This window comes from Pseudoalteromonas sp. H105, from assembly GCF_001469215.1.
In the GTDB taxonomy this organism is placed as follows: Bacteria; Pseudomonadota; Gammaproteobacteria; order Enterobacterales; family Alteromonadaceae; genus Pseudoalteromonas.
In genome coordinates this window covers 183,072-204,915 of the sequence record NZ_LOFH01000003.1, presented here as the reverse complement: position 1 = coordinate 204,915, position 21,844 = coordinate 183,072, and the positions used below count along the sequence as shown (strand labels likewise).

Below are 21,844 nucleotides of genomic sequence, written 5' to 3'. Positions count from 1 at the left end.
CTATTGCTTTGCCAGAACCATATCAACAAATCCACTCACGTAATTTGTCTTTGGATCAAGTAATTCTTGAGGCTCAATTTTTATACCGAAGGTCAATTCTATTTGCATTACTAGTGTCAGTATCTCAAATGAATCCAAAGCTATATCATCCTTAAATGAAAGCCCTAGTAAATTATCAATATCTACGGCGCAACCCCGCTCTGTAAAGAATTGATATAAAAAATTAATAAGTTGATTTTTCATTAATAAGAACCTTTTGGAATACAATACAAGACGGTGCTTAATCCTAGATGTTCATGAACTCGTAAATACATATTATAATTAGGTTGTAATTTATCAATAAACTGGGGGAGTTCCCATAAATCTTTAGGCTTGTGATAAACACAAATAGCAAGTACTGGCTGTTGAGTTTGAATTAAGCTTCTGGCACCTTCAAGTGCAGCTAATTCAGCCCCTTCAATATCCATTTTTATATAGTTAATGTCCATAGCTTGGCAAGTTGAATCTAAATCTATAACGGATACCGAAGAATCATTGATAACTTCACCTTGTATAATATTACTGGAACTTGTTTGCCCTTGATTGAAATTAAGTAAATCAACACATTTCCAAACCCCTGAAGGAAATGCTTGGAAAGAAATTTCAGGGTTCTGCTTCTTTAATTCTCTTTGTGTATTTGTAAGTACTTGAAAATTAATTGTATCGGGTTCAAACGAAGCGATATGTTCAAGTCTTATAATGTTTTTTGTATGAAGTTCTACAAACGCCTCGACGGTATCCCCAGTGTAAGCTCCACAATCTATAAACCGAACGGGTGATTGAAAATTAAAAGGTATATCATCAGGGTAATACTCAACTTTTCTATCTGGTTCAGGGTAGTCATCAATCGAGAGAGATGCTCTAAATGCACACAGTTTATCTAATATAATTTTACTTTTATTATCCTTTAAACGTCCACGTAACCACTGAATACTTGTATTATCCAACATCTCATCATGATTTTTTCGCATCCATAGGTGTTCTAGCTGTGCATACTGGCTGAACACACCTGGAAATTTCTGTACAGCGTCGAAAAAACCAAGGACATTTTTATAACCGAGCTCTATGAGGCGCTCTTTAATTTGTTCTCTATTAGAGTTTACTAAGGGAGTAACAGCGATAATAACATTCATATTACGGTCAGCTGTTTGCTCGTCAAAAATAGGTAAATCAAACTTCATCTGATTAGCTAAACGTTGATCGATCCAACCACTTACGGGTGTATTTTGTTGTACTAATATCCTATGAAAACACTCTCCAAAATGCCCAGCACCGTAAATTAGATAGTTCATTTAATCGCTCCTACGTGTTGCCAAGTCAGTGGCATGCCTTTTTTTATTGAGTGTGTTGCTATTCTACCTGTGATAAACCCTAAATCCTTTGGCATTAACTCACCCACACCCGGCCTTAGATTGACCACATTATCTTTGCTTAACACTTCCCCGACAGCAATATCCCTCGCGGCAAATAGACAACGCCTTGCTTTACTGGGCTCACTAGGGAAGTGTACATTCCCAAGAGCCAACTCAACTTGCCTGACTCCTTGAACTAAATCTTCAAGTTCATCTGGTGTCATAGAAAAAAAACTATCTGCCGTTTCATCATCTTTACTCATCACAAAGTGCTTTTCTATAATTGTCGCCCCCATAGCGACAGATGCAACAGGTACATGATTACCTAAAGTGTGATCCGATAAGCCTATTGGTACTTTAAAAAGGTCTGCTAAGTGAGGGATTGTTTTCAAATTAATACTTTCAGGGGGAGCTGGGTAGCTACTAGTACATTTTAATATAGCTAAATCCTTTATGCCTGCTTGGTGAGCGATTTTCACAGCTTCGTCAATTTCAGCAAGCGTTGCTCCACCTGTTGACATAATTACCGGCTTGCCTGTTGTAGCCACTTTTCGAATGAGATCATGATCGATCAACTCTGGTGAAGCTATTTTATAGGCTGGTGAATCAAAAGATTCCAATAATTCGACAGCAGAATCATCAAATGGTGAAGAAAAAATAGTGATACCGATTTCATTCGCTAGCTGAATTAAAGGGCCGTGAAAATCCCAAGGCATAAATGCCCCTTCGTATAAATCATATAAATATTGTCCTTGCCATGGACCAGCTGCTTCAAAATGCGGTAATTTACAATCCATTGTTAATGTATCCGCGCGGTAAGTTTGTAACTTTATCGCATCCGCACCGGCATCTTTTGCAGCTCTAACTAACGCTTTCGCCTGCTCTAAATTTTGACCATGGTTTGCTGACATTTCGGCAATAATATACACAGGATGACCTGGCCCAATTTTTCTACCATCGATGGTAATTTCAGAATTAAACGCCATTTGCGCTCCTTAAATTGCACTGTCAAAAATCTTTAAATCAAAGCAAAATTTATACCTAATAATCTACAATGGCTTACAACTTGATAAACCATATTGATCCAAAAGGGTTTTAACTTTTAAATTATGTGCAAGAGTGTAATGATTTGCTATATTTATCTCAATAATAATTACAATAACTAACGACCATGTCTGATGTATTAATAATAATTCAAGCACGTATGACATCAACCAGATTGCCTGCCAAAGTTATGTTACCGCTGTGTGGTAAGCCGGTGTTACAAATTATGCTTGAACGCTTACCAAGCTGGCACGATAAAATCATTGTCGCAACCACGAATGATGGTACAGAGCAGCCAATCTTAGATTTGTGTACGAAGCTAAATGTTAAAACCTACCAAGGAGATACACAAGATGTACTAAGCCGCTATTACTTAGCAGCTAAACACTATGATGCTCAATCATCTACAACCATAGTTAGGTTAACCAGTGATTGCCCACTGATTGATGAAGAACTATGTAATAAAGTAATTAAAGAAAGAATGAGTCAAAACTATGACATGGTAAGTTTGGGTCCTCACAGTGGCTATCCTAGAGGGCTGGATTGCTGTGCATTTTCATTCGACTTACTAAAGAATACGCATCTAAAAGCCACATCAGCCAACGATCGTGAGCATGTTACTTTAGGCATGGCAAAATTTAATACAATCACGACCCACACGTTCAGTGCATACGAAGATTATAGCCACTTTCGCCTCACACTTGATGAACCAGATGATTACAAAGCCATTACCGCTGTTTATGATCATTTTTTGAATAACGTTGATTTTTCTTATAATGATTTAATAAAAACATTAAAGGAAAATCCTCATCTCACCGATATAAATAAACACGTAGAGCAAAAATCTACCTAAGTTAGGCATAATAATTGTATGTCATTGAACATTATATTTATGACTACCAAAGAATTAGAGAATATTAAATGAATCCAAAAACAATATTAGTTACCGGTGCAACTGGCTATAAAGGAACTGTACTGGTTCCAAAACTACTGGCCTTAGGCCATAGCGTAATCGCGTTTGATATCCAATGGTTTGGTAATTTCTTACCGCCTCATAAAAATATTACAGTGATCAAAGGTGATGTGCGCGATACCGACACAATTAATTTAGACGGTGTGGATTCTATTATTCATCTTGCTTCTATTGCTAACGATCCATGTGGTGATTTAAACCCTAAATTAACATGGGAAGTAAGCGCACTGGCAACAATGCGTTTAGCTGACAAAGCTAAACGCTGTGGAATAAAACAGTTTATTTATGCGTCATCGGGTAGCGTTTACGGCGTTAAAGATGAAGAGCAAGTAACTGAGGACTTAACGCTTGAGCCTATTTCTGAATACAACAAAACGAAAATGGTTGCAGAGCGTGTACTTCTTAGTTACGCCGACGACATGGCAGTTCAAATTGTACGCCCAGCAACTGTATGCGGCTTATCTAAACGGATGCGCTTAGATGTCTCTGTCAATATGCTGACAATGCAAGCTCTTAAAAATGGAAAAATTACAGTGTTTGGCGGCGATCAAGTCAGACCAAATATTCATATTGACGATATTACTGATCTTTATATTTATATGCTGGATAATCCAGAGAAAGTCTCGGGTATATTTAATGCAGGGTTTGAAAATATCTCAATTATGGATATAGCAAAAATGGTACAGGCCAAGATAGCATGTGAGATTGAAGTTACCCCTTCAAATGACCCTCGTTGCTACCGTATTAATTCAGATAAATTACTATCGACCGGTTTTACACCGAATAAAAGCGTCGACACAGCAATCTCTGAAATTATCGCAGCTTATAAACAAGGCTTACTTAAGGATGAAGACCATTTTTACAACCTTAAATGGATGCAAAGAGAAGTTTTATGACAAACAACCAATCTGCAACCACTATATCCAATGATTCAGTGAAAAACCTGACAACAAACTATATAAACACTCTAACGAATGTATTAAAACAGTTAGACAGTGAACAAGTTAAGAGTCTTGTTGATGCCTTACTTACTATGAAGGCAAATAACGGCAGTTTATATTTATGTGGTAATGGCGGCTCAGCAGCAAATGCTATCCACCTTGCAAATGACTTTACATTTGGTATAAGTCCAGAAGGTAATGCATTAAAAGTTGAGGCATTACCGGCAAATAGCTCTGTTTTAACTTGCCTAGGCAATGATATTGGTTATGAAAATATTTTTGCTCATCAGCTGAAAGTAAAAGCAAACAGCAATGATATCTTACTGGTTTTATCTGGTAGCGGGAACTCTGAAAATATAATTAGGGCGACTCAACAAGCACTCGACATTGGCATGAAAACTGTGGGCATTTTAGGGTTCTCTGGTGGTAAAGTTAAATCAATGCTTGACCAGGTTTTCCATTTCGAAGTCCAAGATATGCAAATATCAGAAGATACCCAAGTTATTGTCGGGCATATTTTAATGAAAGCTCTATACAATGCATTAAGTGAGGCTGATTAATGACCACAATTGTCTATGGAATTACAGCCTCAACAGAAATGTTTATCAATTCTGAATATAATACCGACAATAATATTTTTGCTTGTACGAATGGTGGCGAATCATTCAAAGGTACGCCTGCAAAATCATTAGAAGAATTATCAAAGCTAGAAAAAAAACATACGCTCCAGGTGGTCATTTGTTCGGAGTTTGTCTTTGATATATTACAATCCTTAAATAAAATTGGTATTACCACTAGTCAATGTTCTTTTTTCAACCACATGAGTGGTAAGCTCACTCCATGTATACAAATGCAATTTAATATTGATATTGAATCCACATTATATGCTTTTTATGATCTTTCATATAATTTACCCTGCTTTGATGTAACTACCTTTGTCGTTTTAGCTGAAATAGAACGAAAAAAACAAAATAAAAAAAATATTCAATTTGTGATTGTTCCCAGCAATATTGAAGATAAGCCTGGACTAAACATCTATCACGATAACGCTGATACTAAATGGCGAATCGAAAAACTTATCAAACCAATATTTAATTGTCTTGCCTCATGTATAGGTATTGATCAGCCGATTTCGCAAAGTAGCCTTGTATACTATAAAAGCCTGAACCCTAGCATATATCCTAATAACTACTTTGAGAATCCTAGACAAGCAGCTGGAGATTTTAAATTATTAAAATCTTATGCTGATCAAAATATTAAATTAAGTAACTTAGCACCTCCACAACAAGCTTATACTATTGTTAATGATTTCATACGACATAACGTGGGCAAAAAAAAGCTAATAACTATTACATTGAGAGAATACTGGGCAAACTCCGAGCACAGAAATAGCAATACAACAGCATGGCTTGATTTTGCATTATCTCTAGACATGAATGAATATTTTCCGCTAATTATTAGAGACACTTATAAAGTAAGTGAGCCTCTAGAAGAAAAGTATCAATCGCTAACAATGTACCCCATTGCAGCTGTCGATTTAAGTATCAGGCTCGCCTTGTACCATCAAGCGTATATCAATATGGGTGTTGACAATGGTCCTCTTTATCCAATCAGCTATCTTGAAGGGGCTCGTTCAATTATTTTTAGATGGTGTTCGAATGAAATTCCAAATCTATCAGATAGGACTAATAGCATGCACTTCTTTGAAGTTGGGGAAAATCATTTCTTTAATGATAATGGATTTCAAATAAATGCATGGATGGATGATTCATTTGAAAATATTCAAACTCAATTTTCTGTTCTTGAAAATAAAATAAACAAGGCGGCAATCTAAACTATGAATGACTCATCAATTTTAGTTTTAGGAAGCAATTCATTTTCGGGAGCATCATTTTGTGCGCATATGCTAAAAAATGAGCAGCAAATTATTGCTGTTAGTCGCTCACCAGAACCTAATTCAGCATTACTCCCATATAGTTGGCAAAAAAATGCAGATAAATTGCAATTTAGTCAACTGGATATAAATCATCATCTGCAAAAAATTATTGATATCGTTAAACAAAAAAAAATAAAAAAAATATATAACTTTGCAGCCCAGAGTATGGTTGGTCAAAGCTGGCAATATCCAGAACATTGGTTTATGACTAACGCTGTTTCAACGATTAAATTACACAATGCTCTTAGACAATTCGATTTCCTTGATAAATATATCCATATATCAACACCCGAAGTGTATGGTAGTTGTAACGGATTAGTACCAGAACATACTAATTACCAACCCAGTACACCTTATGCAGTCTCCCGTGCTGCAGCAGATATGAGTCTACATACATTCGCAGATGTTTATAACTTTCCAGTGGTATTTACACGAGCGGCCAATGTTTATGGCGAAGGCCAACAGCTTTATCGCATAATCCCTCGTACTATTTTATATGCCCTACTAGGCAAAAAATTACAGCTACATGGCGGAGGGCATTCAACGCGATCATTTATACATATAGACGATGTATCTTCAGCGACCCAACTTATTGGCGAAAAAGGTAAAAATGGTGATATTTACCATATTTCAACAGATAAAATGATCTCTATTCGAGTACTCGTTGAAACAATCTGCAATATGCTTAAACTCCCATTTGAACAAGTGTGTCAAGCGACTGAGGATCGATTAGGAAAAGATGCCGCATATTTATTAGACACAAAAAAGATTCGTTCCGAGCTAAATTGGCAAGACTCTATCTCATTAGAAAATGGCTTAGAACGTACAATTTATTGGATGAAGCAAAACTTAGATATACTCGCCAAGCAAGAACACGACTATATCCACAAACCTTGAGGTAATCATGATAGGTCAAGAAATAGATTTACTAAAAAATTATCCTAAGTCCAAGCGTGATCTTTCTGGTAGATTAGAAGCCAAAAGTGAAGCAGTTAGAGCAATAGCGCGCCAATTTGACAAGGATTTTTTTGATGGCGATAGAGAGCACGGCTATGGTGGTTTTAACTATCATTCACGGTTTTGGCAGCCAGTTGTGCCTGACTTTATAAAGCACTTTGGCCTACAGGAAAGTAGCAGTTTATTAGACGTAGGCTGTGCAAAAGGATTCATGCTTTATGATATTTTACAACAGCTACCAAAAATGACATTAAGTGGAATAGATATATCCCATTACGCATTAGACAATGCCAAACAGGAAGTAAAGCACTTATTGCAACAAGGTTGCGCTACTGAATTACCATTCGAAGACAATAGTTTTGATGCAGTAATATCAATTAATACCATTCATAATTTAGATCTTAATAATTGTGCAAAAGCACTGCAAGAAATAGAGCGAGTCTCTAGAGCTAAAGCTTTTATTACTGTTGACGCATATAGAAATGAACAAGAAAAAGAACGCATGGAAGCCTGGAATCTAACAGCCAAAACAATGATGCATGTTGATCAGTGGAAAGAGTTTTTTAAAGATACAGGCTACACTGGCGACTTTTATTGGTTTATACCCTAATGAAAAAACTTGATGCATATTTCGAATCATTAAGAATTCGTAAAATAGAAGAAATGATAGCCTTACGCTACCCTGAGCAAGAGATGAGATGTCCAACACATCTGTCAATAGGCCAAGAGTTAGTACCTGTTGTCGTTTCTAATTTTTTATCTAAAGGTGATAAGGCTTTCAGTTCACATAGAGCACATGCACACTATCTAGCCAAAGGCGGATCATTAAAGAAAATGATAGCTGAATTATATGGCAAAGCTACAGGTTGCACAGGTGGTAGAGGTGGCTCTATGCACTTAACAGACTTGGATTGCGGTTTTATAGCTAGCACTGCAATTGTAGGCAATAGTATACCACTGGCTGTTGGTAGTGCGCTGAGTCAAAAACTACAAAAAAGCAATTTTTTGACCGTAAGTTATTTTGGTGATGGTGCAACAGAGGAAGGTGCTTTTTACGAGTCGTTAAATTTTGCAGCAGTTAAATCTCTTCCCATATTATTCATTTGTGAGAATAATCGCTATTCAGTGTATAGCCCATTAGAAGTTCGTCAGCCAGCTAATAGAAGCATTACGGATTTAGCGCAATCAATCGGAGTGGAAAGTTTTCACGCTGATGGAAATCTTTTAATACCACTAACCCATGTTGTTCAGAGTGCTATCGAATATATTAGAAAGAATAATGGACCTGCGCTCATAGAGCTCGATACATATCGTCACAGAGAACATTGCGGTCCTAATTTTGATGATGACTTAAACTACAGAGCTGCAGGTGAAGTTAAAACATGGCTTGATAAAGATCCATTAAAATTATTATTCGCAGAACTATCAGCAGATCAACATTTCGAGAAAACTCATAACGAAATGGTTAGCAAAATAGAAAATGAAATAGATGATGCGTTTCTTTTTGCTGAAAACAGCCCTTTACCAAACCCACAGTTAAACGAAGAGTTTCTTTATGCAAAATAAAACAACAACATTCGCTGAAGAAATAAACCAAGCACAACACTGTGCCATGGCCGAAGACAATAGTATGATTTGTATGGGGTTAGGTATCAATGATCCAAAAGCCATTTTCGGTACAACCACAGGCTTACAATCAAAGTTTGGCTCTGACCGTGTCTTTGATATGCCAACATCTGAAAATGCGATGACGGGTGTAGGGATAGGCGCAGCTATTACTGGTACACGTGTATTAATGACCCATCAACGAGTCGATTTTTTCTTGCTTGCCATGGACCAACTTGTAAATAATGCCGCTAAGTGGCACTACATGTTTAATGGGCAAATGACGGTACCTTTAACAATACGTTTAATCATAGGTAGGGGCTGGGGCCAAGGGCCCACTCATCAACAAAGCTTGCAATCATGGTTTGCACATATCCCTGGGTTAAAAGTTGTTACTCCAAGCTTAACTGATAATGTAGGACAGCTACTTTATCAAAGTATAATGGATAATAATCCAACTATTTTCCTTGAACATCGATGGCTGCATAACCAAAAAATCGACAAAGAAACGTGTGTCGATTACAACTCAAACATGCAAACAACGAGAGTAATCAAAGAAGGTGAAGATGTCACTATTATCGCTAATAGTTATATGCTTTTAGAAGCTATACACTGCCATGACTTTCTTAAAAAACATGGCGTTAATTGTGAATTAATTGAGATATCTGAACCGACGAATATAGACTGGCAAACTATTTATGACTCAGTCAATAAGACTCAAACCTGTATATGCACTGACATAGGACATAACTCATTTTCTGTCTCGAGTGAAATTTCAGCAAAAATTTATGAAGCATGTTTTCGTTCTTTAAAAAAACCAATAAAGCGAATAGCACTGCCCTCTTACCCTGAACCTACGAGCTTTGGGTTAACAAAAAAATACTATAAAACCAGAACTGAGATTACTAAAGCTGTATCAGAACTCCTTGATAGAGAAATATTTATGACCGAAGATGAAGAATTTCTTCACGATGTTCCTGGTAACTGGTTTAAAGGCCCGTTTTAATGAATCGAGTATTAATTACAGGAATAAATAGTGGTATTGGGCAAGCACTTGCTGAGCGCTTAAGCCAAAATACGATTATTCACGGTACTTATCGAGGGAAAAAATCAAACCTTGATTTTGCTGAACTAACAAAAGTTGATTTTAGCTCACTAAAAAGCGTTGACGATTGGTGCGATAAAACGAACTTTTCAATATATGATAGTATCATTTTTGTTCATGGCACACTCGAGCCAATAGGCTCACTATCTGATTGCTCTTACAGCGACTGGGAAAATGCATATAGAGTTAATTACTTATCTATAGTGCAAGTGTTAAGTTCAGCAGTTCTAAAAATGAAACCAAATTGCAAAATTCTGACCTTTGCTGGCGGAGGTGTCAATAGCGCCCCGACGAAGTTCAACTCTTATATAAATGCGAAAGTAGCATTAATAAAAATGACTGAAGTTTTAGCTGCTGAATATCCAGATTTAATCTTTCTAAATATTGGTCCTGGCTGGGTAGATACACCTATTCACCAACAAACACTCCATGCAAAAGAAATAGTGCCGCAGGCATATCAGGAAACAGCCAGAAGATATGAGGAAAATGACTTTGTGTCTATGCAGCTGGTCATCGACTCCTTAATTTTTCTTCTTGATAATTCAAATAGTAAGTTTAGTGGACGAAACTATAGCATTGCTTCCAAAGAAATTTTTGATGAGGATTTTTTGGAGTCTCTTGAAAACCCAAATAACTACAAATTGCGTAGACTCAATAAAGAGCATACATAAATGAAACTAACGGATTATATTGCATCTTACCTTGCTCAATTAAATATCAAGCATGTATTTGTTCTGCAAGGCGGTGCGGCTTTACATTTAATTGACTCAATTGAAAAACACCCTTCACTTTCAGCTATTGCAATGCAACATGAGCAATCATGTGCGATGGCTGCTGATAGCTATGCCAAAACACACCATGTACTAGGCGTAACTGTAGCCACATCAGGCCCAGGCGCTACAAACTTATTAACCGGTATTGCAAGCTCCTACTTTGACTCTGTAGCTACTTTACATATAACTGGAAATGTAGCTTCATTTAGGCAATCGCATAAATTAGGAGTTCGTCAATATGGCTTTCAAGAAACAGATATTGTTTCTATGGCAAAGCCAATAACAAAGTACGCCGTCCAATTAAATAAACCTAATGACATTATCACTGTATTACCTGAAGCTATAAAAGCAGCATTAAGTGGTCGGCCAGGGCCTGTGCTAATTGATATTCCTGATGACTTTCAGCGAGAGATATTAGATATAAAAAAAATACCATTTGAAGCTTTTAATAAATCAACTCTAAATCATAAAGTAATTCAAGAAAACGTATTCAATAACTTTATAGTGTCATTAAAACAAGCGAAAAAACCTTTATTTATTCTTGGCGCTGGGTGTCGTAACTCATCAGAACAGTTAATTTCACTTGCAACAAAACTAAAAATCCCCTTTCTATCGACTTGGCCGCTCAAAGGAATTGCAAATCATGACGATGAGCTAAATCTAGGGAATTTTGGAACTCATTCTTTACGTGGAAATAATATCGTATTACAAAATTGTGATTTTATAATTTCTGTTGGGTGCAGACTGGATTCAAAAGCAACAGCAAAATTAGATACTTTTGCACGTGAAGCTAAAATCGCAATGGTAGATATTGACCATAATGAAATTGAGAAGTTTGCCCAATTAGGCAAAATAATCAACTATCAATTTCCTGTATCTGTTCAAGTTTTTTTAGATGCTTTTTCATTGCATTGTAAAGATTTAATTGAAATATTTAAAAATAACGATTCGTGGTTAAATTATATTACGGATGTCACACAAGAATTTAACTACATACCTGAATATAATCACGGTGGTGTAAACCCATACTTAGCTGTTGAGTTGCTTAGTGGTGTTTTCTGTGATGACCAAAATATATGCGTGGATACAGGTACTTGCTTACCTTTAACTCTTGTCTACGGGAAAGAAAAAAAAGGCCAGCAGTATATTTCTTCATACAATAATACCCCCATGGGCTATGCTTTACCTGCATCGATTGGTGTCGCCTTAGCAAAAGAAAAAGAAGTATTTTGTATAGTTGGCGATGGAGGTTTGCAAATGAATATCCAAGAACTTTCAACGTTAAATCACTTGAAACTTCCAGTCACTATTGTTGTATTTAACAATAGTGGTCACTGTATGATAAAACAAACCCAAGATGATTGGCTTGACTCAAATTATTTTTCTGCTGATTGTAATAATGGTTTGCCTCACATAAACTTTTCTGAAGTTGCTAAAGCTTATGGAATCGATTCTGAAAAAATTGAAAATCATGAGCAATTAAAATTGTTAGTACAACGCTTACACCTTCGCAGGGATCAAGATGGGCCAAAACTTATCGAATTAGTAATCAACCCAAACTTTAGATATGAACCGATTATCAAGTATGGCAATCCATTAGAGAATATGAGCCCTGAACTTGCTTACATAAAACAAAAAAAAGCTATGATAATACCCAGTTTGAAGGACAATCTATAATGATAAACTTGCACCATGAGCTGGTTATGCTAGCTAGAAATACACAATCACACGTACAATCAAGCAGCAATTATCAGGTTCTTAACAAAAAACTATCAAAAGTAATTGCCAGCGCTTATGACACGACATCATCGCCAACATTTTTATTAACGGATAATATTACATTCTCTCTTCCGTATTACGATATGGGCAATATAAATACAACTCATTTGTTTGGTATTGATGAGCTAATCATCTTAAGCTTTTACTTGAAAAATAAAAATCACTATAAGAATGTGTTAGATCTTGGCGCTAATATTGGCCTGCATTCAATAGTACTGAGCTTATTAGATTATCAAGTCACATGCTTTGAAGCTGACCCTGAAACATTTCGCGTTTTAAAACAAAACCTAGAATTAAATAATTGTAAAAAGATTAAGCCAATCAATGAAGCCGCTGCAAGTTTTGATGGTAAAGCTGAATTTACACGAGTATGTGGAAACTTAACTGGAAGTCATTTGAGCGGCGCAAAAAGTAATCCCTATGGGGAGCTAGATAAATTTGAAGTTAAAGTTAATAACATAGGTAATATAGCTAAAGAATTTGACTTAATTAAAATTGATATTGAAGGTCAGGAAGCAGATGTATTAACTTCAATTTCTTCGGAAGACGCCTTAAAAATTGATTTTATGATGGAAATTAATGGTGAAAAAAATGCAAAAACTATTTTTGACTACAGTTTACAAGTCGGCTTAAATATTTTTCTTCAAAAAAATAATTGGAAAAAAGTGAACTCACTTGCCGAGTTACCCTTAAGTCATAGAGAAGGTAGCGTTTTCCTTTCCAGCAAAAATGAGATGCCTTGGTAAAATATGAATACTCCAACTTATTTTAAAGCAAATGTATTAATAGATGTAGAGCAGCCTCTTCAACTACTCGATTTAAAAATACCTGATTTGAAAGATCATCAAGTTCTGGTAAAAATGCATATGGCTGGTTTATGCAGAAGCCAGCTGATGGAGAGTAAAGGCCTGAGAGGAGAAGACAAGTATTTACCTCACTTAATGGGTCATGAAGGTGTAGGTGAAGTAATTGCAGTTGGCAATAGTGTTACCAAGGTTAAACAAGGAAATCGTGTCGTTCTTGGTTGGCTAAAAGGCAGTGGCATCGATTCCGGTGGAACGCATCTAATTAGCAAAGAGGGTCAAACTATCAATGCAGGTCCAGTTACGACTTTTTCAGAGTACTCTGTTATATCTGAGAATAGAGTAACTATTTGCCCTGAAGGTATTTCGAATGAGTTAGCTGTTTTACTCGGTTGCGCCCTCCCTACGGGGGCCGGTATGGTTTTAAACCAGATAAAACCACACCCTAATAGTGATGTGATATTAATCGGACTGGGTGGTATAGGCATAAGTGCACTGATAATGCTCAAACATTTCAGACCAAAAAAAATCATCGTTGTTGATATTGAACAATCTAAATGTGACTTAGCACTACAACTCGGCGCCGATGAAGCTTACTTATATGAAGAAGCAAGCTTAGCTCTACTCAAAGAGCAACACCCTAACGGGTTTGATTATGCTATTGAGAGTGCTGGATTATGTGAAACTATAGAGTTTGCTTTTAATAATATACATAACAGCGGTAAGTGCTATTTTGCCTCACATCCAAAAACAGGTGATTTTATAAAACTAGATCCTCATCAGCTGATTTGTGGAAAGCAAATTTTTGGAACTTGGGGAGGTAATTGTAATCCAGACAAAGATTTAAAATCGATTGCTGATATTATTCAAAATCTTGACATACCAATTGATTCTCTGATCAGCCACCGTTATGCTTTGGATCAAATCAACGAAGCAATATCGGCGCTCGAACGAAGAGAAATTACCAGAGCCATCATTACTTTTGAGAATATTGAAGTATGAATAAGCAAGTCCTTGTTCAAGGTAATTTTGACATTTTACACCCTGGCCATATTCGCTTACTTCGTTTCGCGAAAGAATGTGGTGATAAACTAATTGTTGCTGTTAACAGCGACAAATCTATGGGGTCAAAAAGCAGGGTAAACGAACAGCATCGCTTAGAGATGGTTCAATCCCTCGAATGTGTGAATGAAGCATTTTTATCAGATTTAACTCCAGCAGAAACCGTAAAGAGCCTCAAGCCTCATATTGTCGTAAAAGGTAAAGAGTTTGAAAGTAGGCACAATCCTGAGCATGCTCTTGTTGAAATGTACGGAGGAAAGCTTATTTTTGGCTCTGGTGAGTTCGAATCTAATTCCGAACAATATATTACAAGAACAATAAGCCATGGTCATAACCTTGATTACAAAAAATGCCAAAGTTATGCAACAAGGCATCAGTTTGATTATCAATCAATCAACACGATATTTTCTCAATTTAGTGAAAACCGTGTTGCTGTAATTGGCGAAATAATCGTCGATGAATATATCCAAGGTACTGCGGTAGGCTTATCTCAGGAGGATCCTACCATAGTGATGACACCAGATAGAGCGGATACATTTTTAGGCGGAGCAGCAATTACAGCAGGTCATATAAAAGGGCTAGGAGCTAATCAAGTTACGCTTTTCTCGGTACTTGGCAAAGATGATAAAGCTGATTACGTAAAAAATCATATTAACGCATACAATATTGATACTATACTTTTCGATGATGGCAGTCGCCCTACACCATTAAAATCACGATACAGAGCCGGCAACAAAACACTTCTAAGGGTCAATCAAGTTCGACAGCATAAAATTTCTAAAGAGATTCAAACTGATTTATACATGCAACTTGAAAGTAGTATTCACAACTTCGATTTATTAGTTTTTTCTGATTTTAATTATGGATTATTACCTCAAACTCTGGTCGATAAAGTCATTGCTTTATGCAATGAAAACAATGTACGTGTTGTCGCAGACAGCCAAACCTCTTCTCAAGTTGGTGACATTGCCCGTTATAAAGATATGATGCTAATAACACCAACAGAAAAAGAAGTCCGTGTTGCTCTGAATAATATTGATGATGGCCTACCTATTTTAGCGCAAAAGCTTTGCGAAAAAGCAAATCCAACGTCTTTAGTTATTACCCTAGCGGGAGAAGGTATCTTTATCCATCTACCAGATCAAAATGGCCATTGGGAAAATGATATGCTTCCTGCAATTAACCGAAATGCGGTTGATCCTGCGGGAGCTGGTGACTGCTTCTTAGCCGCTAGTAGTCTTGCTTTGTGCTCTGGTGCAACACCGTGGCAGGCATTTTATGTTGCAAGTATTGCAGCTGCTTGCCAAGTAGATACTCTAGGAAATCAACCTCTGTCTTTTACCACGCTACAGCAACGCGTACTGGAGTCATTTAAAAATATATGAAAGCGATATTGCTAGCAGCAGGATTAGGCACTCGGTTAAAACCTTTAACTAATACAATTCCAAAATGTTTAGTGCCTATTAATGGCAAGCCTTTATTGGCTTATTGGTTAGAAAAGCTCGATAAACTTGGTGTCAGTGACATACTTATTAATGTGCACTATTTTGCTGAACAAGTAGAAGAATTTGTATTAAAGTCCGAATACCGTAATAAAATAACAATCGTTAGAGAAACAAAATTACTCGGTACAGGCGGCACTTTGATTAGTAATAAAGAGTTTTGGCACAGTAGTCCCACAATGGTCATTCATGCTGATAACTATTGTGAAGATAACCTGACTAATTTTGTAGAAGCCCATTCCAAAAGACCTAAAAACTGTGATGCTACGCTTTTGCTTTTTGAATCTGCTACTCCTTCCTCATGTGGTATTGTTGAACTTGATTCAGACGGTACAATCCAAAGGTTTCATGAAAAAGTATGTAATCCACCAAGCAATCTAGCAAGTGGTGCTCTGTTTTTATTCTCCGAAAGTGTGTATGAAAAATACTTTTCACACTTTAAACAGAAAAGTTTCTATGAGATAAGCCTCGATATGGTACCTTTATTACTAGGTAGCCTTTATAGTTATAAAACCCCTCTTAGATATATAGATATCGGCACACCGCAAGCTTATAATAAACTCCAAACTGAGTTGCTGGCTATCAACAAACCTGCTTAATATTAAAATAAAAACTAGGATAAAATGTGAAGTTATCTGAACAACTTAACAAGAGCATAGTAAGTTATGCAAACCTTCCTGCACTTTTTGTTGATAATAAATGCATTACCTATAAACAGCTTGCAGATTACGCTGAGAATATTAACACGAGCGCAATCAGTGAAGCTGAGCAAGTTGGAATTTTAAGTTACCGAGATACCCATTATTATAGCGCTGTACTTGCCTGCGCTTTGGATTCACGAACATTTATACCGCTAGGGGTAAAACTCCCAATAGCTAGATTGATTTCTATCATAGGGCAAAGTAATTTAAAGTATGTTTTATACAGTAAAAAATATTTGTCCATTAGCCAACAGTTAAAAAAAGCACTCCCAGATAGAATATTTGTATGCTTGGACGATATTGCTAATAAAGGCACTGCATCTGCTAAACCACTACACGCTCGCAGCCTATCTAATGTTGCTTATGTTTTATTTACTTCAGGCTCAACAGGCGCACCAAAAGGTGTGCCTATTAGCGTCACGAACCTTGGGTCTTATCTTGATACTATGTGTGAGTCTTTACCGCTTAGTAACACTGATAAGGTTAGCCAAGTGTTCGATCCTACTTTTGATCTCAGCATGCATGATATTTTTGTAACTTGGCTGCAAGGAGCTTGTCTTTATGTAGTGCCTGAAGCCGCTATATTTGCGCCTGGTAAATTCATCAAACAACACGGGCTTACCGTGTGGTTTAGTGTGCCCTCTACGGCATCAATTATGGCTAAATTAGGTATGCTTAAAAATGGAGCCTATCCTAGCCTTCGCGTGAGCCAGTTTTGTGGTGAGCCCTTACCGCGAGCACTCGCTCTAAAGTGGCAAAAAGCAGCACCAAACAGCAAGGTTATTAATTTATACGGGCCAACTGAAGCTACGATAGCCTGCAGTAAATACGAATTTGACTGTAACGATGATAGTGATAGTAGCTATATTCCCCTGGGGAAAGCATTTAAAAATATGAGTTTTGATTTAGATGCACAAGGTGAGCTGTTGATTGCGGGCCCTCAAGTATTTTCTGGCTATTTGAATGACAATGATAAAACTGAGCAATGTTTAATTAAAACAAATAACATTACACATTATCGAAGTGGTGATCTCGTAAAGCGTGATGCTCAAGGAGTATTTCACTATATTAGCCGTATAGATGACCAAGTTAAAATTCAGGGATACCGCGTTGAACTATCCGAAGTAAATACACTTGCACAAAATTTTTTATCAAACCCCTTAGTACAAACTATAGCGACGCCAATACAACAACCTCAAAGTTTGACTTTATTTATTTGTAACCCAGCCGATATAGAAAGTGAGCAAGCGTTAATTGAATACCTAAAGCAACAGCTGCCAATTTATATGGTGCCCAAAAAGATTATATGGATCGATTCCATGCCATTAAATAGTAATGGTAAAATTGATAAAAGCGCCCTACATACCATGACGGAGAAATAATGAGCTTAACAAATTCGATTGAACAAGCTATCAATAATAAATTAATAGAAAAGCATGGTGAACAAATACTGGTCTCATTGAATAAACAGGATAGCTTAATAAGTTCAGGTCTTTTAGATTCACTTGATTTTATTAGTATGTTGATGGAAATAGAAAACAGCTTAAATCTTGATATTGATTTTGAAGAAGCTGACCCTGTGCAATTTACCTCATACAGTGGCCTAATACAGCTGCTTAGTGAGTCTGCTAATGCCTAACAAAGTTAACTGGCAAGAAATATATAATACGGAATATGTGAATGCTCCTGAGTGTTGGAAAACATGCGGTGGTTACTGCTGTAAAAATTTTTATGGAGAGCATTTTAACATCCTAGATAAAAGTGGTGTATCTTTACCTCTTCTCGAAAATGAATATGAGTACTATAAATCCATCGGTGGTATTAAAAATATTACTACACCAGCAAAAAAGCGCACATTTACGCTTTCAAATGGTAAAAGCTTCAGTATCTACTTGCTCTCTTGCCAGTGTGGCGGTTTATGCGAACCCCATGGACACAGACCCTTGGTATGCAGAATATATCCCTATTTTCCTATAGTAGATGCGTTTGGTACTGTTATTGATTTTGAGTACTCCGCTTTAATGGATCTTTTTTACCGTGACCCAGATAATAACCATAAATGTACGCTGGTTAGAGAGCAAGCCATAAAGTTGAAACGTGAACTCACAGTGTCTATGAAGCCATTGTTACGTGATCCTGAAGTTGTATTTATCTTTAGGTGTTTAAAGGAACTTGTAGATCGCCTCAAAGAAAAAATGGGGGGCTTTATTGATACCCTAGATGAATCACAGAAAAAAAAGTTTATTGCTAAATATGAATGGATGATTCTGTCAGGCAAGCCGTGGAAAGATCCCGCTTTTTCAAAAAGAATTGATACTATCTACGACGAAGTTAAAGCAGCTTTCGGCAATGAGGACTTTTTGTGAGAAATATTAGCCAAGCGCAAATTATCGCAACATTGCATTCAGTCGGTATCAACATGAATGACAGTGTGTTTATACACTCTTCATTATTTACACTTGGCGCTATAGAAAATCATTCAGTAAAAGAAGTGCCTGAGGCGTTCCTAAACTGCTTTAAAACTGCAATTGGTGAGAACGGTAATATATTTATGCCAGCGTTTAATTATCAATTTCCACGCAGTCGCAAAGAAGATTTGCGCTCACAAGAATGTGTCTTAGGGTATTGGCCTGAGTGGTTTCGACAACAACCAAATGTAGTACGCTCAGGGCACCCTATGTTCTCAATCTGTGGTTTAGGGCCTGATGCGGAAAAAACCTGTTTACCCAGAAAGCCTGAATATTATGCCTTTGCAGAGCACTCAACGTTTAGTAGATTAATAGAACAAGATACAGTGCTTGTACTGCAAGGCATTGGCCTTAGAGTCGCCACTGTGATTGTTCAAATAGAAGCAATGTTAGGTCTGAACTATCGTTTTAATAAGCCCTTTTCCGGCGTGACAACGCTCATGAATGAAGACGAGGTTAACGGTACTTTTTACCACTTTTGCTTCCCTATAAATAATGCCTACAGGGAAGACTATTCCAAATTAGAAGATGCATTATTAAAATCAGGGGTGATGAAACAAGCCCAACTTGGACGATCATTTATCTATACAATAAAGATGAAAGCACTTTATCATTTTGTAAAAGATTTTGTTGCTGATAACCAATTTGCATTGCTCAACTGTACCCCAACCGAGCTATATCGTTTTGAAAATGGACAAGAAGTCCCTTATTCTGTCGATAAATAATTGTTTATATCGTTATATGCGGCAACGAGTACATCAGCTTGTCGCCATTGTTTACCACCTGATCTGCCTGAAATAATTATATTATCGACACTGTTTTTTAATGTATCAAAATTAGCTTGATTATTTTTTTCAAATTCTAACGTTGGCACCGGAAAAGTGCCATGTATGACCTGTTTAACATGACTGATACATGTAGCACCTTCGCCTACAACGTGCATTTTCTTTAATGTAGTTACTATTTCATCCACGTCATACTGCTCCACCTCTTCTGGCCTGCATAAAATTTCTGCCGACAAATTCGCATGCTGACTTTTAGTGCTGAGGTTAGGGTATAACGTCAACCTAAATATATCCGTTTGATAATCCCACACCCATAAATAATGCGATTTTTGATCAAGTAAAGGCAAGTCAAAATTCAAATGAAATACAATAGCTGTTCTAAGTTCTGGCTTGTTAAAAATTAAAGGTAAGCCTAATGCTTTTAAAGCAATAAAAGGAGGGGCACTCCAAAATAACAATTGACAGTCAAGGACTTCTGCTTTATTGACAAGCTTTACTCCCGTGATTTGCCGCTCATTAGTTTCTATCTTTTCTATTGATGAAGAAAGTATGATATCAACTCCAGCGCCTTTAACTTTAGTTACTAGATACTCAACCCAAGCCTCAATCCCTTTATTTTCTAATGGGTAAAAGTAATTTGGAGTTTTTGAGTTGTCTTTACTTTGTCGTTCATGAAAATGCGCTTGCGTTTGATATCCAATTTTAGCATCAAAAGTAGGAATATTTTTCAGTGCATTTGCAACATCGGGCTCAAAAGCAAGTATGCGAGTAAAGCCAAATAGTCCTGCTGCGACCGTTAATGTATTTAAATCTGTATGTTTACCATAGAGCTTATACAGAATTGGTTTAATAATATGCTGGGTAAACGTCTTGCCTAATGTTTCTTCGCAATAAGAGAGTATAAGCGGGCTGCCACTAGCTGAGGTTGCTTGAATAAGCTCAGCGCAACCTTGATAGTACACTTCGCTTGCAAGTTTGTGGCTATCTGGAAACGGAGAGTTTAAATCCCACTCACCGGCAAAGTAATTACCGGATTGCAGTTTTTCTATTACATGCCAATAGTGCTCTCTACTTTCTAACTCACCAAATAATAAAGTATCAAGTTCGTTTATCCCCGTTTCGTTTGGAATATGCGATCCCATATCATAATGCGCACCAGAATCATCTTTTACCGAACAAAAAAGGCCACCAACACGCTCACTTTGCTCAATAATCGTGACTTTCTTAAAAGACTGTTTGAGCAGTAATGCCGCCATTAAACCGCATATACCACCACCAACAACGATTGCTGAATCTCGCATAATATTTCTCCAAGAAACTACCAAGTAGTCGTTATAATATAACTATCCGTAATTACGTAATTTATGAAGCAGAAGGCTTATGTGCAAAAATCGTTCTTTGTGCAGAAGTGATCTGTTCATTATGATCATAAGAAACATCGTATGATTGCTGTGATATTACAAATTTACTGAATAACTCACTAACATCATTTTTAGAAGCAAAAAAGAGACCATCAATATCAGGAAAGTAATTAGGTAAAAACTCTCTCGCAAACCCATCTTGCTGATATTTTGCTGTTATAAATGCAGGGTGCGTATCCGCATACATAGTAGAAAAGATGCAACCGCCAGGTTTTAACACTCGGTAAGATTCACGCAAAGCAACTAAAATATCAGGGCGAGGGGCACAGTTTAAAGCGCTTCTATCTATAACTAAATCGAACGAATTATCTTGCCAAGGTAACTGTGTAAAATGACCATTAACAAGATCAGCCTTAAGCTGAAGCTTTGTTAGGCGTGCTTGGGCAAAAGACAAAGCAGCCGATGATATATCAATCCCAGCTACATCAACGCCCTCCTCTGCCATAAAAACAACATTATTCCCTGCGCCACACCCTAACTCTAATACGCTTAGGTTTGGTTTAGTCCGTTTTAATCGCATAACCAAAGATACAATTGCATCATAAGGGTATTTATTTAATTGCCTACCCTGGCGATAAATATTCTGCCAAGTGCCCAC

23 protein-coding genes are annotated in these 21,844 nt (G+C 36.9%); 18 read left to right on the top strand and 5 right to left on the bottom strand.

Annotated elements, in window-relative coordinates; translation table 11 throughout:
- The 3 genes from ATS75_RS07115 to pseI are packed head-to-tail and all read right to left on the bottom strand — an operon-like array spanning position 1 to position 2,377.
- Complete coding sequence (locus tag ATS75_RS07115; protein WP_058559755.1) at positions 1–243, bottom strand: acyl carrier protein; 243 nt, start codon at positions 241–243, stop codon at positions 1–3.
- Positions 243–1,331 (bottom strand): FkbM family methyltransferase, encoded by a 1,089-nt coding sequence (locus ATS75_RS07110; protein WP_058559754.1) that lies wholly within the window; start codon positions 1,329–1,331, stop codon positions 243–245. The genes ATS75_RS07115 and ATS75_RS07110 overlap by 1 nt, the downstream gene beginning before the upstream one ends.
- Positions 1,328–2,377, bottom strand: coding sequence for a pseudaminic acid synthase (pseI, locus tag ATS75_RS07105; protein WP_058559753.1), 1,050 nt, complete (start codon positions 2,375–2,377; stop codon positions 1,328–1,330). Before pseI ends, ATS75_RS07110 begins: the two co-directional genes overlap by 4 nt.
- Before the next feature lie 185 nt (positions 2,378–2,562).
- On the opposite strand from pseI, the gene ATS75_RS07100 reads away from it, so the two are divergent.
- The 18 genes from ATS75_RS07100 (at position 2,563) to ATS75_RS07015 (ending at position 19,765) form a co-directional block, all read left to right on the top strand.
- Positions 2,563–3,288 (top strand): cytidylyltransferase domain-containing protein, encoded by a 726-nt coding sequence (locus ATS75_RS07100; protein WP_082665430.1) that lies wholly within the window; start codon positions 2,563–2,565, stop codon positions 3,286–3,288.
- Between the two features lie 68 nt (positions 3,289–3,356).
- Positions 3,357–4,304: an NAD-dependent epimerase/dehydratase family protein gene (locus tag ATS75_RS07095; RefSeq protein ID WP_058559752.1), complete on the top strand. Its 948-nt coding sequence runs from the start codon at positions 3,357–3,359 to the stop codon at positions 4,302–4,304.
- Positions 4,301–4,909, top strand: a complete 609-nt coding sequence (locus ATS75_RS07090; RefSeq protein ID WP_058559751.1) for an SIS domain-containing protein — start codon at positions 4,301–4,303, stop codon at positions 4,907–4,909. Before ATS75_RS07095 ends, ATS75_RS07090 begins: the two co-directional genes overlap by 4 nt.
- On the top strand, positions 4,909–6,183 hold the full coding sequence (locus ATS75_RS07085; RefSeq protein ID WP_058559750.1) for a hypothetical protein: 1,275 nt from the start codon (positions 4,909–4,911) through the stop codon (positions 6,181–6,183). Before ATS75_RS07090 ends, ATS75_RS07085 begins: the two co-directional genes overlap by 1 nt.
- A 3-nt stretch (positions 6,184–6,186) precedes the next feature.
- Positions 6,187–7,182, top strand: a complete 996-nt coding sequence (locus ATS75_RS07080) for a GDP-mannose 4,6-dehydratase (RefSeq protein ID WP_058559749.1) — start codon at positions 6,187–6,189, stop codon at positions 7,180–7,182.
- 7 nt (positions 7,183–7,189) lie between these two features.
- Positions 7,190–7,852: a class I SAM-dependent methyltransferase gene (locus ATS75_RS07075; protein WP_082665429.1), complete on the top strand. Its 663-nt coding sequence runs from the start codon at positions 7,190–7,192 to the stop codon at positions 7,850–7,852.
- Entirely contained in the window at positions 7,852–8,808 is a 957-nt protein-coding gene (locus ATS75_RS07070; protein WP_058559748.1) for a thiamine pyrophosphate-dependent dehydrogenase E1 component subunit alpha, read from the top strand. The genes ATS75_RS07075 and ATS75_RS07070 overlap by 1 nt, the downstream gene beginning before the upstream one ends.
- Complete coding sequence (locus tag ATS75_RS07065; protein WP_058559747.1) at positions 8,798–9,853, top strand: alpha-ketoacid dehydrogenase subunit beta; 1,056 nt, start codon at positions 8,798–8,800, stop codon at positions 9,851–9,853. Before ATS75_RS07070 ends, ATS75_RS07065 begins: the two co-directional genes overlap by 11 nt.
- Positions 9,853–10,623 (top strand): SDR family oxidoreductase, encoded by a 771-nt coding sequence (locus ATS75_RS07060; protein WP_058559746.1) that lies wholly within the window; start codon positions 9,853–9,855, stop codon positions 10,621–10,623. Before ATS75_RS07065 ends, ATS75_RS07060 begins: the two co-directional genes overlap by 1 nt.
- Positions 10,624–12,402 (top strand): thiamine pyrophosphate-binding protein, encoded by a 1,779-nt coding sequence (locus tag ATS75_RS07055; RefSeq protein WP_058559745.1) that lies wholly within the window; start codon positions 10,624–10,626, stop codon positions 12,400–12,402.
- A complete protein-coding gene (locus tag ATS75_RS07050) occupies positions 12,402–13,250 on the top strand; it encodes an FkbM family methyltransferase (RefSeq protein WP_058559744.1) in 849 nt (282 codons plus the stop codon). Before ATS75_RS07055 ends, ATS75_RS07050 begins: the two co-directional genes overlap by 1 nt.
- Before the next feature lie 3 nt (positions 13,251–13,253).
- A complete protein-coding gene (locus ATS75_RS07045; protein WP_058559743.1) occupies positions 13,254–14,309 on the top strand; it encodes an alcohol dehydrogenase catalytic domain-containing protein in 1,056 nt (351 codons plus the stop codon).
- A complete protein-coding gene (locus ATS75_RS07040; RefSeq protein WP_058559742.1) occupies positions 14,306–15,754 on the top strand; it encodes a PfkB family carbohydrate kinase in 1,449 nt (482 codons plus the stop codon). Before ATS75_RS07045 ends, ATS75_RS07040 begins: the two co-directional genes overlap by 4 nt.
- Positions 15,751–16,470 carry a nucleotidyltransferase family protein gene (locus ATS75_RS07035; protein ID WP_058559741.1) on the top strand — a complete coding sequence of 240 codons (720 nt, stop codon included), beginning with the start codon at positions 15,751–15,753 and terminating at the stop codon, positions 16,468–16,470. Before ATS75_RS07040 ends, ATS75_RS07035 begins: the two co-directional genes overlap by 4 nt.
- 26 nt (positions 16,471–16,496) lie before the next feature.
- A complete protein-coding gene (locus ATS75_RS07030; protein WP_058559740.1) occupies positions 16,497–17,954 on the top strand; it encodes an AMP-binding protein in 1,458 nt (485 codons plus the stop codon).
- Complete coding sequence (locus ATS75_RS07025; RefSeq protein WP_058559739.1) at positions 17,954–18,211, top strand: hypothetical protein; 258 nt, start codon at positions 17,954–17,956, stop codon at positions 18,209–18,211. The genes ATS75_RS07030 and ATS75_RS07025 overlap by 1 nt, the downstream gene beginning before the upstream one ends.
- Positions 18,204–18,938, top strand: coding sequence for a hypothetical protein (locus tag ATS75_RS07020; protein ID WP_058559738.1), 735 nt, complete (start codon positions 18,204–18,206; stop codon positions 18,936–18,938). Before ATS75_RS07025 ends, ATS75_RS07020 begins: the two co-directional genes overlap by 8 nt.
- Positions 18,935–19,765, top strand: a complete 831-nt coding sequence (locus tag ATS75_RS07015; RefSeq protein ID WP_058559737.1) for an AAC(3) family N-acetyltransferase — start codon at positions 18,935–18,937, stop codon at positions 19,763–19,765. The genes ATS75_RS07020 and ATS75_RS07015 overlap by 4 nt, the downstream gene beginning before the upstream one ends.
- Here the strand turns inward: ATS75_RS07015 and ATS75_RS07010 are convergent.
- Positions 19,747–21,126: an NAD(P)-binding protein gene (locus ATS75_RS07010; RefSeq protein ID WP_058559736.1), complete on the bottom strand. Its 1,380-nt coding sequence runs from the start codon at positions 21,124–21,126 to the stop codon at positions 19,747–19,749. The genes ATS75_RS07015 and ATS75_RS07010 overlap by 19 nt on opposite strands.
- A 61-nt stretch (positions 21,127–21,187) precedes the next feature.
- Positions 21,188–21,844 carry a class I SAM-dependent methyltransferase gene (locus ATS75_RS07005; protein WP_058559735.1) on the bottom strand — a complete coding sequence of 219 codons (657 nt, stop codon included), beginning with the start codon at positions 21,842–21,844 and terminating at the stop codon, positions 21,188–21,190.